Here is a 14,538-nt window from a genome sequence, read left to right as displayed (position 1 = left end):
CCAACTTTATAGATTTATCAGTCCAATTAACGGGCTGAATTATAAATAAAACGAAAATAAATCAGGTGGTTGTGAAGGCGATGTGCCTGCTTCTGTGAAGCGCATCTCAATTTCACTGGATCCATACCTTCACTAGCCAAACATACCCTACCAAAAGCGTGCTGTGTCACCGGGCAGCCGTCGTGGAGAGAAGACAGATGAGTGTTGAAATTAATCAGACGGTCGTCGACAGCGGCCGGCGTAAATTTAAATCACTGCGCTGGTGGATGCTGGCGCTGTTTTTACTGGGTGTGACGGTCAACTACATCACTCGTAATTCGCTGGGTATCCTGGCGCCGGAGCTGAAAACCAGCCTGAACATGACCACCGAACAGTACTCCTGGGTGGTGGCGTCGTTCCAACTGGCCTATACGGTGTTTCAGCCGATCTGCGGCTGGCTGATCGACGTGATCGGCCTGAAGATGGGGTTCCTGATCTGCGCCAGCATCTGGGCGGTGGTTTGCATGATGCACGCCGGGGCAGGCACCTGGGTGCAGTTGGCGATCCTGCGCTTCTTCATGGGCGGGGCAGAAGCGGCGGCCACACCGGCCAACGCCAAGGCCATTTCCGACTGGTTCCCGAAAAAGGAACGGCCGATCGCTGCCGGCTGGGCGGGCGTCGGGTTTTCTATTGGTGCCATGCTGGCACCGCCGATCATTGTTATCGCTCATGTCTCTTTTGGCTGGCAGGGCGCTTTCCTGTTCTCCGGCGCACTGGCGCTGGTCTGGGTCGTGTTGTGGTGGCGGTTCTACCACTCGCCGCTGCAGCACCCCAATCTGAGCCAGCAGGAGCTGGATCTGATCCGCGAAGACAACGAGCCGGAGTTGCCCCGGCTGCCATTTCTCAAGTCGCTGGCGATCCTGTGCCGTAATAAAAAGTTTTATGGCATAGCCATTCCGGCATTTCTTGCCGAACCGGCCTGGGCGGTATTCAGTTTCTGGGTGCCGCTGTACCTGGCCACCGAGCGCGGCATGGATTTAAAACACATCGCCATGTTTGCCTGGCTGCCGTTTTTGGCGGCGGACATCGGCAGCGTTGCCAGCGGCTATCTCACCACGCTGTATCGCAAATGGTTTGGCTGCAGCCGCGTCAACTCGGTGGTTGCCAGTTCGGTCACCGGCGCATTCATGATGGTCTCGCTGGCGTTTGTGGCGATCACTAAAGATCCCTACGTGGCGATCGCTCTGATCTCGATCGGCGGTTTTGGCCATCAGGTGATCTCCTGCATGCTCAGCGCGCTGGTGGTGGAATCGTTCGATAAAAATCAGGTAGCGACGGTCAACGGCATGCGCGGCTCCAGCGCCTGGATCGCCAGCTTCCTGTTCACACTGTTGATCGGCGCGGTCTCCGATACCGTCGGTTTCAACCCGCTGTTTATCGCCATGGGCTTCTTCGACCTGATCGGCGCCCTGTTCCTGATTGCCTTGATCGCCGAACGTGGCGGTAAAAAAACACTTAATAGTTAAGTTGGATGCCTATGAAAACCTTAAAAAACTGGACGTTGGCCGGTCAGTATGCCGATCGCATTGAACTGTTGGTCGACGAACGTCACCTGTTTTGCCTGTTCGTGCTGGAAAATGACCTGTTCCGCGTGTTGATCAAACGCAACGGCGAGTTGGCGTTGGATCGCACCTGGAGCATCGCGCCGCAGACTGACGTGCCCTGGGAAGGGCGTGACCGGTTGAGCGTAGCCGGGTTCGGCCTGCCGGGCTATCAATTGCAGCAACATGGCGATCGGCTGGTGGTGGCGACGTCTGCACTGCGCGTGACGGTGCATCAGCCGTTGTGGCTGGAGTGGGAGCACTGCAACGCCGCTGGGGAATGGCGTCCACTGGCAGCCGATCGGCCCACCAGCGCTTACCTGCTTAATCCGCACGGTGACGGCGTGGCCCATTATCAGCGCCGTCAGACTGCCGAGCGTTATTATGGCCTGGGTGAGAAGGCCGGTGATTTGGAACGCAGCGGCCGTCGCTTTGAAATGCGCAATCTGGACGCGATGGGTTACAACGCCGCCAGCACCGACCCGCTGTACAAACACATTCCGTTCACCATCACCCGTGGTGCAGAGGCCAGTTTCGGGCTGTTTTACGACAACCTGAGCAGCTGCTGGCTGGATCTGGGTAATGAGATCGACAACTACCATCTGGCCTATCGGCGTTATCAGGCGGAGGCGGGGGATCTGGATTATTACCTGTTCCTTGGGCCGAAGGTGCTGGATGTGACCAAGGCGTTTGTGCGCCTGACCGGTAAAACTCATTTTGGACCGAAATGGAGCCTGGGCTACAGCGGTTCTACCATGCATTACACCGACGCGCCGGACGCCCAGCAGCAATTGCAGCAGTTTATTCAGCTCTGTCGCCAGCATGATATTCCCTGCGACTCTTTCCAGCTGTCATCGGGTTACACCTCGATTGCCAACAAGCGCTATGTGTTCAACTGGAATTACGACAAGGTGCCGCAGCCCAAGCTACTGAGCCAGGCGTTTCACGATGCCGGACTGAAGCTGGCGGCCAACATCAAGCCCTGTCTGCTGCAGGATCACCCGCAGTATCAGCAGGCGGCGGATCAGGGGCTGTTTATCCGTGATTCTGAAAGCGATCGACCGGAGCGCTCCAGCTTTTGGGACGACGAAGGCTCGCACCTCGACTTCACCAACCCGGCGGCTGTCCGCTGGTGGCAGCAGGGCGTGACGCAGCAACTGCTGGAGATGGGTATCGATTCCACCTGGAATGACAATAACGAATACGAAGTGTGGGACGGGGAGGCACGTTGCCACGGTTTCGGCCGACCGATTGCCATCAAACATATCCGCCCGGTGATGCCGCTACTGATGATGCGCGCTTCAATGGAAGCCCAGCAACGCTTTGCTCCCGACCTGCGGCCCTACCTAATTTCGCGCTCCGGATGTGCCGGTATGCAGCGTTATGTGCAGACCTGGAGCGGCGATAACCGCACCAGTTGGCAGACCCTGCGCTACAACATCCGCATGGGGTTGGGCATGAGCCTGTCGGGGCTGTATAACCTGGGGCATGACGTCGGTGGGTTCTCCGGTGATAAGCCGGACGCCGAACTCCTGGTGCGTTGGGTGCAAAACGGCGTGATGCATCCGCGTTTCACCATTCACTCCTGGAACGATGACGCCACGGTTAACGAACCCTGGATGTATCCGGCCGCCACCCCGGCGGTACGCGAGGCGATTAACCTGCGCTACCGGCTGATGCCGTATTTCTACACCCTGCTGTGGCAGGCCAGTGCCGACGACGAGCCGATGCTGCGCCCGACCTTCCTCGACCATGAGCATGACGAGCAGACCCTAAGGGAAACCGACGATTTTATGATCGGCCGCGATCTGCTGGTGGCCAGCGTGGTAGAGCAGGGGCAGCGCCAGCGACCGGTGTATCTGCCGGATAACGGCGACGGCTGGTACTGCTTCTACAGCGGCCAGTGGTTCAGTGGTGGCCAGACGGTGGTGCTGGAGGCCCCGCTGGAGCGCTTGCCGTTACTGGTACGTGCCGGTGCAGGGTTACCGCTGTCGTCCCGATTGGCTCATGTTGATGTGACGACCGACGATCGGCGCGAGCTTAAACTCTATCCGCTAAAAGGCTGTGGCAGCGCTTCTGGGCTGTTATTTGAAGACGACGGGGAAAGTTATGGCTGGCAGCAGGGCGACGCACTGTGGCTGCGCTGGGAGATGCTCAGTGACAATCAGCGCATCACGCTGACCATCACTACCGAAGGCCGTTTTAAACCGGCATGGCAAACCTTGACCTTCAGCTTGCCTGCCGGAGAAACGCGCGAGCTGTGGATCAACGGCGCGCCGGGCAGCAGTTTTACGCTGGAATAAGCGGAATTATTCAGCCGCGCGCTTTTTGCGCGGTTTTTTGGCGACGGTGATGGTTTTCACCTCGCTTTCCACCCAGCCATCCTGCAGACGGGTTTTCAGCAGTTCACCCACCTGAGCTTGCTTGGTGGTTTTCAGCAGTTCGCCGCGCGGGGTTTGCGTCACGCTGTAGCCACGTGCCAGCGTTGCCAACGGGCTGACCGCTTCTAGCTGGCTACAGGCGACGCCGAAGCGCTGACGCCAGGCGTTGAGCTGACGTTCCAGCGCCTGTTGCAACCGGTATTCCTGCTGCTGCACGCGTTGCTGGTAGCGATGAATGCGTGCCTGCGGCTGCATCTGTGCCAGACGCTGTTGCGCCCGCTCGCTGCGGCGTGAGGACACACGCAGTTGGTTCTGCATGCCGTCTTCCAACCGGCGTTGCAGTTTGAACAACAGCGTCTGCTGACGCGCCAGGCGCAGGTGCGGATGCTGTTGCTGCAAACGGTGGTTGATGCGGGTGAACTGTTGCTGACGCTGCGCCAGATAGTAATCCATCGCCATTTCCATCCGCTGTTGTTGGGACTGCAACTGGCGCAGCAGCTCCAGCTGATTGCGACTGACCAGTTCGGCAGCGGCGGAAGGGGTTGGTGCCCGCAGATCGGCGACAAAGTCGGCAATGGTGACGTCGGTTTCATGGCCGACGGCGCTGACGATCGGAATGCGGCTGGCGAATATCGCCCGCGCCACGCGTTCGTCGTTGAAGCTCCACAGGTCTTCCAGCGAGCCCCCGCCACGGCCGACGATCAGTACGTCACACTCGTCCCGGCGGTTAGCCGTTTCGATGGCGCGCACAATCTGCAATGGCGCTTCAGCGCCCTGTACCGAAGTGGGATAGATAACGATAGGCAGTGAAGGGTCACGCCGTTGCAACACCTGCAGCACATCGTGCAGCGCCGCACCGCTGGCGGAGGTGATGACCCCGACGCGTTTGGCCGGGCTGGGCAAGGGTTGCTTGAACTGTTGGTCGAACAGACCTTCGGCGCTCAGGCGCTGTTTCAACTGGTCGAACTGCTGTTGCAGCAGGCCGTCACCGGCAGGTTGCATGCTTTCGGCAATCAGTTGGTAGTCGCCGCGCGGTTCATACAGCGTAATGCTGGCGCGAACCAGAACCTGTTGGCCATTCTGAGGACGGAAAGTGGTGCGGCGGTTGGTGTTGCGGAACATCGCACAACGGACCTGCGCACGATCGTCTTTCAGCGTGAAATACCAGTGGCCGGAAGAGGGTTGGGAGAAGTTGGAAATCTCTGCGGAGAGCCAAATCTGGCCCATTTCCATTTCCAGCAGCTGTCGAACCGTCTGATTCAGGCGGCTTACGGTAAAAATAGACGGCGAAACAGGTAGCGACATGTGACCCAGATCAAATTTCAAAACAATCACTTAATTGGTCGATACTACATGGCTGAAAAAGGTAATCAAGAGTTTTTGTAAGAAAGTGCTGGAGGCAACCGATTACGCTCTGTATAATGCCGCGGCAATATTTTATCTTTTTCACAGCCCACTCTGGTGAGATATTGCCCATGCTACGTATCGCAAAAGAAGCACTGACATTCGACGACGTTCTCCTGGTTCCAGCTCACTCTACGGTTCTGCCTAATACCGCTGAGCTCGGCACCCAATTGACCAAAACTATCCACCTGAACATCCCTATGCTGTCCGCAGCTATGGATACCGTCACCGAAGCCAATCTGGCTATCGCGTTGGCGCAGGAAGGCGGTTTGGGCTTCATCCACAAAAACATGTCCATTGAGCGTCAGGCTGAAGAAGTCCGCCGCGTGAAAAAACATGAAAGCGGCGTGGTTACCGATCCACAAGCCGTGACACCGACCACCACCCTGAAAGAAGTGAAAGAACTGACCGCGCGTAACGGCTTTGCCGGCTACCCGGTAGTGACCGAAGAAAATGAACTGGTTGGTATTATTACCGGCCGTGACGTTCGCTTCGTCACCGATCTGAACCAGCCTGTTACCGCCGTGATGACGCCGAAAGAGCGTTTGGTTACGGTGAGAGAAGGCGAAGCGCGTGAAGTCGTGCTGCAGAAAATGCACGAAAAACGCGTTGAGAAAGCGCTGGTGGTCGACGATCAGTTCCATCTGCTGGGCATGATCACCGTAAAAGACTTCCAGAAAGCGGAACGCAAGCCAAACGCCTGTAAAGACGAGCACGGCCGTCTGCGCGTAGGTGCTGCCGTTGGCGCCGGTGCAGGTAACGAAGAGCGCGTTGATGCGCTGGTCGCTGCCGGTGTTGACGTCCTGCTGATTGACTCCTCTCACGGCCATTCCGAAGGCGTATTGCAGCGCATTCGCGAAACCCGCGCCAAATACCCGGACCTGCAGATCGTTGGCGGTAACGTCGCGACCGCTTCAGGCGCCAAAGCACTGGCTGATGCCGGCGTTAGCGCAGTGAAAGTGGGTATCGGTCCTGGCTCCATCTGTACCACCCGTATTGTTACCGGCGTAGGCGTACCGCAGATCACCGCTATCGCTGACGCGGTTGAAGCGCTGGAAGGTACCGGTATCCCGGTTATCGCCGACGGCGGCATCCGTTTCTCCGGCGACATCGCCAAAGCTATCGCGGCAGGTGCAGCCTGTGTGATGGTCGGCTCCATGCTGGCAGGTACCGAAGAATCTCCGGGCGAAATCGAGCTGTATCAGGGCCGTTCGTTCAAATCCTATCGCGGTATGGGTTCTCTGGGCGCGATGTCCAAAGGCTCTTCCGACCGTTACTTCCAGACCGATAACGCCGCCGACAAACTGGTGCCGGAAGGTATCGAAGGCCGCGTGGCTTACAAAGGCATGCTGAAAGCGATCGTTCACCAGCAAATGGGCGGTCTGCGCTCTTGCATGGGCCTGACCGGTTGCGCCACCATCGACGAACTGCGCACCAAGGCTGAATTTGTGCGCATCAGCGGCGCCGGCATTCAGGAAAGCCACGTGCATGACGTGACCATCACCAAAGAGTCACCGAACTACCGCATGGGTTAATGCTTTAACTTCTCCTGCGGGGGAAGCCGGGGTGGGGCGTAACGCTTCACCCCGAAAACACTATTTTCGCTCTTTTTCTCTGTTGCTGGAATTCGCCTCACATGACAAAAAATATCCATAAGCATCGCATCCTTATTCTGGATTTTGGTTCGCAATACACTCAACTGGTAGCACGCCGCGTGCGCGAAATCGGCGTTTACTGTGAGCTGTGGGCCTGGGACGTTAGCGAAGAGCAAATCCGCGAATTCAATCCAAGCGGCATCATCCTGTCCGGCGGCCCGGAAAGCACTACCGAAGCCAACAGCCCGCGCGCGCCAGAATACGTTTTCACCGCCGGTGTGCCGGTGCTGGGCGTATGCTATGGCATGCAGACCATGGCGATGCAGTTGGGTGGCCAGGTAGAAGGTTCCAACGAGCGTGAGTTCGGTTATGCACAGGTAGAAATCACTACCGAAAGCGCATTGGTTCGCGACATCGAAGATGCCCTGAGCCCGGCCGGTAAACCGCTGCTGGACGTGTGGATGAGCCACGGCGACAAAGTTACCGCTATCCCGGCTGACTTCGTGACCGTTGCCAGCACCGATACCTGTCCGTTTGCCATTATGGCCAACGAAGAAAAACGCTTCTACGGCGTGCAGTTCCACCCGGAAGTGACCCACACCCGTCAAGGCCAGCGGATGCTGGAGCGTTTCGTACTGGATATCTGCCAGTGTGAAGCCCTGTGGACCCCGGCGACCATCATTGAAGATGCGGTAGAGCGTATTCGCCAGCAGGTGGGTGAAGATCACGTGATCCTCGGCCTGTCCGGCGGCGTAGATTCTTCCGTTACCGCCATGCTGCTGCATCGCGCTATCGGCGAACGCCTGACCTGCGTGTTTGTCGACAACGGCCTGCTGCGCCTGAACGAAGCCGAGCAGGTACTGGAAATGTTTGGCGACCACTTCGGCCTGAACATTGTTCACGTGGCGGCAGAAGATCGCTTCCTGAGCGCACTGGCCGGTGTTGACGAGCCAGAAGCCAAGCGCAAGATCATTGGTCGCGTGTTCGTTGAGCTGTTCGACGAAGAAGCCTGCAAGCAATCTGAAGTTAAATGGCTGGCGCAAGGCACCATCTACCCGGACGTGATCGAATCCGCCGCTTCTGCCACCGGCAAAGCGCACGTGATCAAGTCGCACCACAACGTGGGTGGCCTGCCGAAAGAGATGAAGCTGGGTCTGGTCGAACCGCTGAAAGAGCTGTTCAAAGACGAAGTGCGCAAAATTGGTCTGGAACTGGGCCTGCCGTACGACATGCTGTTCCGCCACCCGTTCCCGGGGCCAGGTCTGGGCGTGCGCGTGCTGGGCGAAGTGAAGAAAGAGTATTGCGACCTGCTGCGTCGCGCCGATGCCATCTTCATCGAAGAACTGCACAAGGCCGATCTGTACAACAAGGTCAGCCAGGCATTTACCGTATTCCTGCCGGTCCGTTCGGTTGGCGTGATGGGCGATGGCCGTAAATACGACTGGGTTGTTTCACTGCGCGCAGTGGAAACCATCGATTTTATGACCGCGCATTGGGCGCACCTGCCGTACGATTTCCTCGGCCGCGTGTCCAACCGCATCATCAACGAAGTGAATGGCATTTCCCGTGTGGTTTATGACATCAGTGGCAAGCCACCGGCTACCATTGAGTGGGAATGATTTGACGTTCGACAGCAACTAGCAAAGAATCTACCCAAGCCCGCATAAAGCGGGCTTTTTTTTGTCTTTTTTCCGGCACCGCCTGGCAATATTTGGCATCGCCAAGCACCACTTTTTTGTGGCATGGTAGCCGCTACGAGTCAGGGTATCTCCGCAGGGGGGCTCACGATGGCTCAGCCATAAACAGGAATGGACAGATGCCCAACTCAGCTTTGCGGATATGGTGTGCGGTCAGTGTGTTGTGTGTGGCTTCGTTCACTATGGTGACCTCCGAATTCGCTCCCATTGGCTTGTTATCGCAGCTATCAAACGACCTTGGTCAAGCCCCCTCAACCATCGGGCTAACCGTGACGTTATATGCATGGATCGGTGCTGCCAGTGGCCTATTATCAAACGGGTTAAACCGTTGGATCCCGCGCAAGGCACTGTTGATCGCATTGATGTTGATACTGGCCGTCTCTAACGGTCTGGCGGCGTTATCCCCCGAATTCTCTATGCTGCTCGGTGCCCGCGCCGTCGGTGCATTGGCCCATGGCGTGTTCTGGGCCATCGTGGCTGCCACTGCCGCGCATATTGTGCCGACACACCGAATGGGGCTTGCCACCTCGATTGTTTTAGGGGGCATCACCATTGCTACGGTTATGGGCGTCCCGCTGATCAACCTGGTTGGCCAATACGATGGCTGGCGCACGGCCTTTGTATGCCTGGCCCTGCTGTGTGTCGCCAGTGCCGGTGCTATGGCGTTGGTGCTACCTGCTATGCACATTCATTCTCTAGCCAAAGGTGTCGGGTTCGCGGTGGTACTGCGCCGTAAGGATCTCTTGATTACGTACGTCATTACCGGGCTGACGGCGGCCGCTCATTTTGGTGCCTATACCTTTGTCGAACCCTTTATTGGCCAGGTACCGGGCATGACGTCGTACTTGATTGCTGCCTTGTTGTTTGCCTTTGGGGCAGCCGGTTTCCTGGGTAACTTGCTGAGTGCACTCTTTATCGATCGCTACTTGAAGGTTTTCATTCTGGTGGCGTTGATGGCGATGGCGCTGGCCTTGGTGATTTTAGGCATCTACGGCCCGCCAATGGGGATCGTGGCCGTAGTGATCTTACTGGTGATTTGGGGCGTGGCTATTTCCGCTTTGTTTACCGGTCTGCAGACCTGGGTATTGAGGATTGCAGGAGATCATACAGTACCGGCAACTGCGATCCATACGGCGGTGTTGAACAGCGCGATTGGTCTGGGTGTGATTATTGGCGGGGAGGCGTTGAGTGTAGCTGGTTTTAAAGGTGCCATGTTGTCAGCCGGCGTGGTGGTTGTCCCTGCCATTATCCTGATGATGGCCTCGATTCCACGATCTCGAACAGAACCCGTTTCCTCGTAATCGCGCCTAAATTACAGTACGTTATATTTCTGCAAAGGTGGTTAGCTCGACCGCCAGGTTTTGAAGGATTCGCCGGAGGTGCTATGACGACATTGCCAATACGAATACCGCTACCTGACGAGCTTTACGCGTCTTTAAGGCCGCTGGGACCAAATGATGTTGATGCGTGGTCGGCATATTTGAGCGAGCCAGGCGTCATTGAACATACCAGTTGGGGGGATGTTGGCTCTACCAACCTCGAAAAGCTGGTTGCTGACTATGCCAAAGGCAGAGATTCTCTTCGTTGGGCCATTGTAGATTCGAGTGACAGTTTGCTCGGCACGGTGGGGTTGAACGAAATATCCCGCGAGCATGGCCGGGCTGAAATTGCCTACGATCTTGACCCGCGCCATTGTGGCCGGGGTTTGGCGACTGAGGCGGCGAGTGCCGTTATTTATTGGGCGCACACTGCTCTGGGCCTTCAGCGTGTGCAGGCTACTGTCCTTGATAGCAATATATTGTCCATTGCCGTTCTGGAGCGGGTGGGCATGCAACGCGAAGGCTTGATAAGGCAATACCGTCGCGTGCGTGGGCAGGCCCGAGATTATTGGATGTACGCAGCCATTCATCGCGCAGGAAATTGAGGCTGTCAGCCTCAATTTTCACCCTGTTGGTTTTGCTCATCATATCTGCGTTGACTGTCCTGTATCGACTCCATATTTCCCAGCGTCCAATCAAATAAAATTGAGAACGGCCCCTGCAACGACTCGCCGAGCGGCGTCAGTGAATACTCGACGCCCAGCACTCGGCCATCCAACACCCTGCGTTTTACCATGCCGTTGCGCTCAAGCTTGCGCAGTGTCTGGGTCAGTACGCGTTGAGTGACGCCATCGAGGCGACGCTTGATGGCATTGAAGCGCCGTGGCTCGCGAAGCACCTCCAACACCATCATTGACCATTTATCCGCGATCTGGTCGAGAATGATTCGGCTTGGGCAGTCGGCGCGGTAAATCGGATCGGTCTGGTTCATCGGTATCCTCCAGCATCCCTGGGATGCTTAAAGTGCGTAATTGACCCTAGGTATGCAAAGTATACCATGCAGTGAACAGCACCCAAACCCGGTGCCAATGTCCCGCAAACCACCCAGGAAATTGACATGACTGATACAGATTTCGGCAGGCTGAGTATTTCCCATGACGCTGGCGTGTCGACGATTACCATCAACAATCCGCCGGTAAATGTTCTCGATGTGTCTTTGATGTCGGAACTTAGCCGCTTTCTTGTTTCTGTTCGTGACGACCCGAACACGCGAGTGCTGGTATTCCAGAGTGCGAATCCCGAGTTTTTTATTGCTCACGTCGACATGACCTTAATTGATGAACCCCATGCTTTCGATGAGCTTGCACGTGATGCTCCTGAAGGGCTTAATCCGTTTCAGGCGTTCGGTGAGCTTCTGCGCGCGCAGCCACAGGTCACGATCGTCAAGCTGGCCGGGCTGGCACGCGGCGGTGGTGCCGAGTTTGTTGCGGCGGCCGATATGGCATTTGCCGCGGAAGGGCTGGCGGGACTTGCCCAATGTGAAGCGCTGATGGGGATTACCCCCGGCGGCGGGGCGACCCAGTATCTGACCAGCCGGATGACGCGCGGTCGTGCTCTTGAAGTGGTGCTTGGCGCCGAGCTTATCGATGCGGCCACGGCGGAACGTTACGGATGGATTAATCGTGCATTGCCCGCAGGCGAGCTCGATGATTTCGTCGATCGGTTGGCTCACAACATCGCGGCATTGCCCGAGGGGGTGATTGCGGCAGCCAAGAAGGCGATGCCCGCGCCAGATCTGCGGGAAGGTTTTTATCGCGAACACGATGCCTGGGCAGGGCTGTTTGAACGCCCGGCAGCAGAAAAACTCATTCGCGGTGGGCTTAAGGCGGGTGCCCAGACCCGCGACGGTGAACGAAACCTCGAAGGCCTGATGCGCGGGCTTGAGATCTAAAAGGGATTTCTCCCCTGAAATCTGACCCATACGGAAACGGAATTCCGGTGTGGGTTCACTGGTTTAAAGCCTCTCCACTAACAGGATGCCCACTGCGACAGCAACACATAGAGTTTTGCGGGTTCCAATGGTTTTCTTAATACCAGATAGCCCTCCTGCTCGGCCTGTTGCAAAGTGGGTGAGTTAAATTCACCGCTGACCATGGCACCGCTGGTATCCGGCAGGCGGTCAAACAGGGCTTTCAAGATATCGAAACCGCTCTCGCCAGAGCGAAGCCGTTGATCGCAGAGTACGGCGAAAGGGCGAAAGCCTTCATCGATAATGGCAAAAGCCTCCTTTGCGGAAGCGGCGCAGCGCACGGTCAGGCCCCAGGTGCTCATCAAACTCGACCAGGCAGAAGTCACCAGCGGATCATCGTCCACGACCAGGCAGGAACCGTATAGCGGCGCATAGCGAGCAGGGGTAACGGTGTTTGAGTAAGTACTTGCGATTTCGGGGGTTTTGTCTTCCCCGGTGTACAGGGCAAAGCGCATCCAGAAACGGGATCCTTTACCCTCAACGGAGTGCATGCCGTATTTCACTTTCATCAATTTGGCGCAGCGTGCCACGACCGCCAACCCCAATCCATGGCCGGCGCTATCAATTTTCCACGCCAGTTCGGGACGATAATAGGGGGAAAAGACTTTGCCTTTTTCGTCGTCGGCAATACCAACGCCGGTGTCCCATACCTCGAACAGACATTCCCCCCTCTGCGGGCGGATCGCTATCAATACGCCGCCTTTGGATGTGTAACGCAGCGCATTTTGGATCAGGTTAATCAGTGATTGCCTGATGAGTAATTGATCGCCCACCACGAGGATTCGTCGCTTGGGCCGCCAGGTCCGCAATGACAATTTCCGGCTATTCGCTTCTTCACGAAACAGGGTAATTACCGAATCGAGCACCGTTCCAATATCCACGTGAGTGGAGGCCGTGCTGACATTGCCGGATTCAATCTTGCTGAGATCGAGTAAAGAATTAAACATCAGGTGCACGGAGCGCACGCTTTGCTGCAGATCCATGAGTTGTGGGGTGAGCGTGGTATCGCGGTTTTTATGAATGATGGCTTCGATCAAAAAACCCATGGCATGCACCGGTTGGCGTAAGTCATGGCTGGCGGTGGTAAGAAATTGGTTTTTATCCAGCAGGGCCTGTTCCGCTTCTTCTTTGGCCTGCCTAAATTGCTCTGCAAGGCGGGAGCTGTTCTCTTCGAGGCGGGCTTGCTGGATGAAGAATTTATGAGAGCTTAACGCGTGGCGGTAGATGGCGAACCCATAAAGCAGATTAAGCATCAACACAATAAACATGACATCGTTTAAGCGCCAGATGATGCCAATATTCAGCATGCCCCAGCAGGAAAAGAAAAACAGGGTAAAGGTGCTAATAATTGGCGTCAGATGTGTTGCATTTGCCGCGACGATAGCCGCTATGCTGATGTTCAATAATAAGAAGAAGTCAAAATTCCCGGTCTGCGGTGTGATTACATATAATGAGGAAATACCTAAGCCATGAACGAAAGCGACTTTATTAATGTGCGGTAGCCAGCGGCGGAGAATAGCCTCTGCGTCTTTTTTCTTGGCTTCATTTTTATAGCTGCGGTGCCATACTCTGATAGCCACGGCACAGCAAAGATACAAGACTATCCAGCTAGTAATCGGCCACAGGTTTTCCCCCAGTAAATAAATCCAAATCGCGAAAGGGATGCCGACAAGAGGCACCGCGCTGAAGCTAAACACCAGGCGTAGAAAGGTATTGTCCAGCAGGCGAATTTGCGCTCGCGGAGAGATCCCATCATCCTGTAAAGACTGAATTATTTTCATTCTGATGGAGCCTGTCTGCCATGAAGTAAAGTAATCGCCTCCACTCGGCTGTTAACGCCTATTTTTTTCAAGATATTACTGATGTGTTCTTTGACGGTAGGTTCGGAAATAGAGAGTTGTGCGGCAATTCTCTTATTAGGTAGGCCGCGCATCATCATGGTTAAAACGTCAATTTGCCGTGGGGTTAAATTAAAGTTATGGAAGTGATTTTTAGCACTGGCGCTATCCATGGAGTTATCCAGAGGAAACCATTGCCGATTGTCGGTCAGCGCAAAAACGGCTTTTTCAAATGATTCAGGCGGTTCGTTTTTAAGTACAAAACCGTGACCGCCGGCATCACGCACCTTTTGCCATATTTCATTATTCTCGTCACCACTGACCACCAGTAAACGTACCTGAGGATAAAGCTGTTTTATCTCTTTCAGCAATTTTAATGCCGTGCCATCGGATAACCAAAAATCGATTACGATTAAACGCGGAGCACCATTTTCAAGAATGTGTCGATAACAATTATCTTCGTTGGTTGCCACATAAACATGTTTGAATCGACAATGCGAATTAAGGAAATTGGCAATGCCACTTGCCACCAAAGGATGGTCATCAACAACCAGTGCATAATCCTGCCCCAAAGCTATCTCCTTTCGCCTAAGCATATCAGATGGTTCTGATGATTTTTATTATTGACCCTCCCTACTTTAGGAGGGTTTTTTCGTTTAGGAAAGAGAAATATATTATGTGGGGATTTGGACAAG

The 14,538-nt window shown here is 55.6% G+C and carries 11 protein-coding genes; 7 read left to right on the top strand and 4 right to left on the bottom strand.

Going from position 1 to position 14,538, the window contains the following annotated elements; translation table 11 throughout:
* Nucleotides 1-197: 197 nt before the first annotated feature.
* Together OC597_RS19165 and OC597_RS19160 are read left to right on the top strand one after the other, a co-directional pair.
* On the top strand, nucleotides 198-1,505 hold the full coding sequence (locus OC597_RS19165) for an MFS transporter (RefSeq protein ID WP_261258975.1): 1,308 nt from the start codon (nucleotides 198-200) through the stop codon (nucleotides 1,503-1,505).
* A gap of 11 nt (nucleotides 1,506-1,516) precedes the next feature.
* Nucleotides 1,517-3,883 carry a glycoside hydrolase family 31 protein gene (locus OC597_RS19160; protein WP_262210039.1) on the top strand — a complete coding sequence of 789 codons (2,367 nt, stop codon included), beginning with the start codon at nucleotides 1,517-1,519 and terminating at the stop codon, nucleotides 3,881-3,883.
* Between the two features lie 6 nt (nucleotides 3,884-3,889).
* On the opposite strand, the gene xseA is transcribed toward OC597_RS19160, so the two are convergent.
* Entirely contained in the window at nucleotides 3,890-5,266 is a 1,377-nt protein-coding gene (xseA, locus tag OC597_RS19155; protein WP_207979606.1) for an exodeoxyribonuclease VII large subunit, read from the bottom strand.
* A 170-nt stretch (nucleotides 5,267-5,436) separates the two neighbouring features.
* Between xseA and guaB the strand changes: the two genes are divergently transcribed.
* From guaB to OC597_RS19135, 4 genes are all read left to right on the top strand, one after another.
* Complete coding sequence (gene guaB, locus OC597_RS19150) at nucleotides 5,437-6,900, top strand: IMP dehydrogenase (RefSeq protein ID WP_261258979.1); 1,464 nt, start codon at nucleotides 5,437-5,439, stop codon at nucleotides 6,898-6,900.
* 101 nt (nucleotides 6,901-7,001) lie between these two features.
* Nucleotides 7,002-8,579 carry a glutamine-hydrolyzing GMP synthase gene (gene guaA, locus OC597_RS19145; protein WP_207979608.1) on the top strand — a complete coding sequence of 526 codons (1,578 nt, stop codon included), beginning with the start codon at nucleotides 7,002-7,004 and terminating at the stop codon, nucleotides 8,577-8,579.
* Nucleotides 8,580-8,776: 197 nt separating this feature from the next.
* A complete protein-coding gene (locus OC597_RS19140) occupies nucleotides 8,777-9,958 on the top strand; it encodes an MFS transporter (protein WP_262210038.1) in 1,182 nt (393 codons plus the stop codon).
* 83 nt (nucleotides 9,959-10,041) lie between these two features.
* A complete protein-coding gene (locus tag OC597_RS19135) occupies nucleotides 10,042-10,581 on the top strand; it encodes a GNAT family N-acetyltransferase (protein WP_262210037.1) in 540 nt (179 codons plus the stop codon).
* Nucleotides 10,582-10,592: 11 nt separating this feature from the next.
* Here OC597_RS19135 and OC597_RS19130 read toward each other — a convergent pair whose 3' ends face one another.
* Nucleotides 10,593-10,967 (bottom strand): winged helix-turn-helix transcriptional regulator, encoded by a 375-nt coding sequence (locus OC597_RS19130; RefSeq protein ID WP_261259000.1) that lies wholly within the window; start codon nucleotides 10,965-10,967, stop codon nucleotides 10,593-10,595.
* A gap of 126 nt (nucleotides 10,968-11,093) precedes the next feature.
* Here OC597_RS19130 and OC597_RS19125 point away from each other — a divergent pair, with 126 nt between their 5' ends.
* A complete protein-coding gene (locus OC597_RS19125) occupies nucleotides 11,094-11,927 on the top strand; it encodes an enoyl-CoA hydratase/isomerase family protein (protein ID WP_262210036.1) in 834 nt (277 codons plus the stop codon).
* A gap of 77 nt (nucleotides 11,928-12,004) precedes the next feature.
* Here the strand turns inward: OC597_RS19125 and OC597_RS19120 are convergent, their stop codons facing one another.
* Nucleotides 12,005-13,786: a hybrid sensor histidine kinase/response regulator gene (locus tag OC597_RS19120; RefSeq protein WP_262210035.1), complete on the bottom strand. Its 1,782-nt coding sequence runs from the start codon at nucleotides 13,784-13,786 to the stop codon at nucleotides 12,005-12,007.
* Nucleotides 13,783-14,415, bottom strand: coding sequence for a response regulator transcription factor (locus OC597_RS19115; protein WP_261259007.1), 633 nt, complete (start codon nucleotides 14,413-14,415; stop codon nucleotides 13,783-13,785). Before OC597_RS19115 ends, OC597_RS19120 begins: the two co-directional genes overlap by 4 nt.
* Nucleotides 14,416-14,538 lie beyond the last annotated feature (123 nt).

The sequence above is a fragment of the Serratia proteamaculans genome (genome assembly GCF_946227095.1).
Classification (GTDB): domain Bacteria; phylum Pseudomonadota; class Gammaproteobacteria; order Enterobacterales; family Enterobacteriaceae; genus Serratia; species Serratia proteamaculans_E.
The sequence above is the reverse complement of the archived record's forward strand: the minus strand, read 5'-3'. Positions and strand labels throughout refer to the sequence as shown.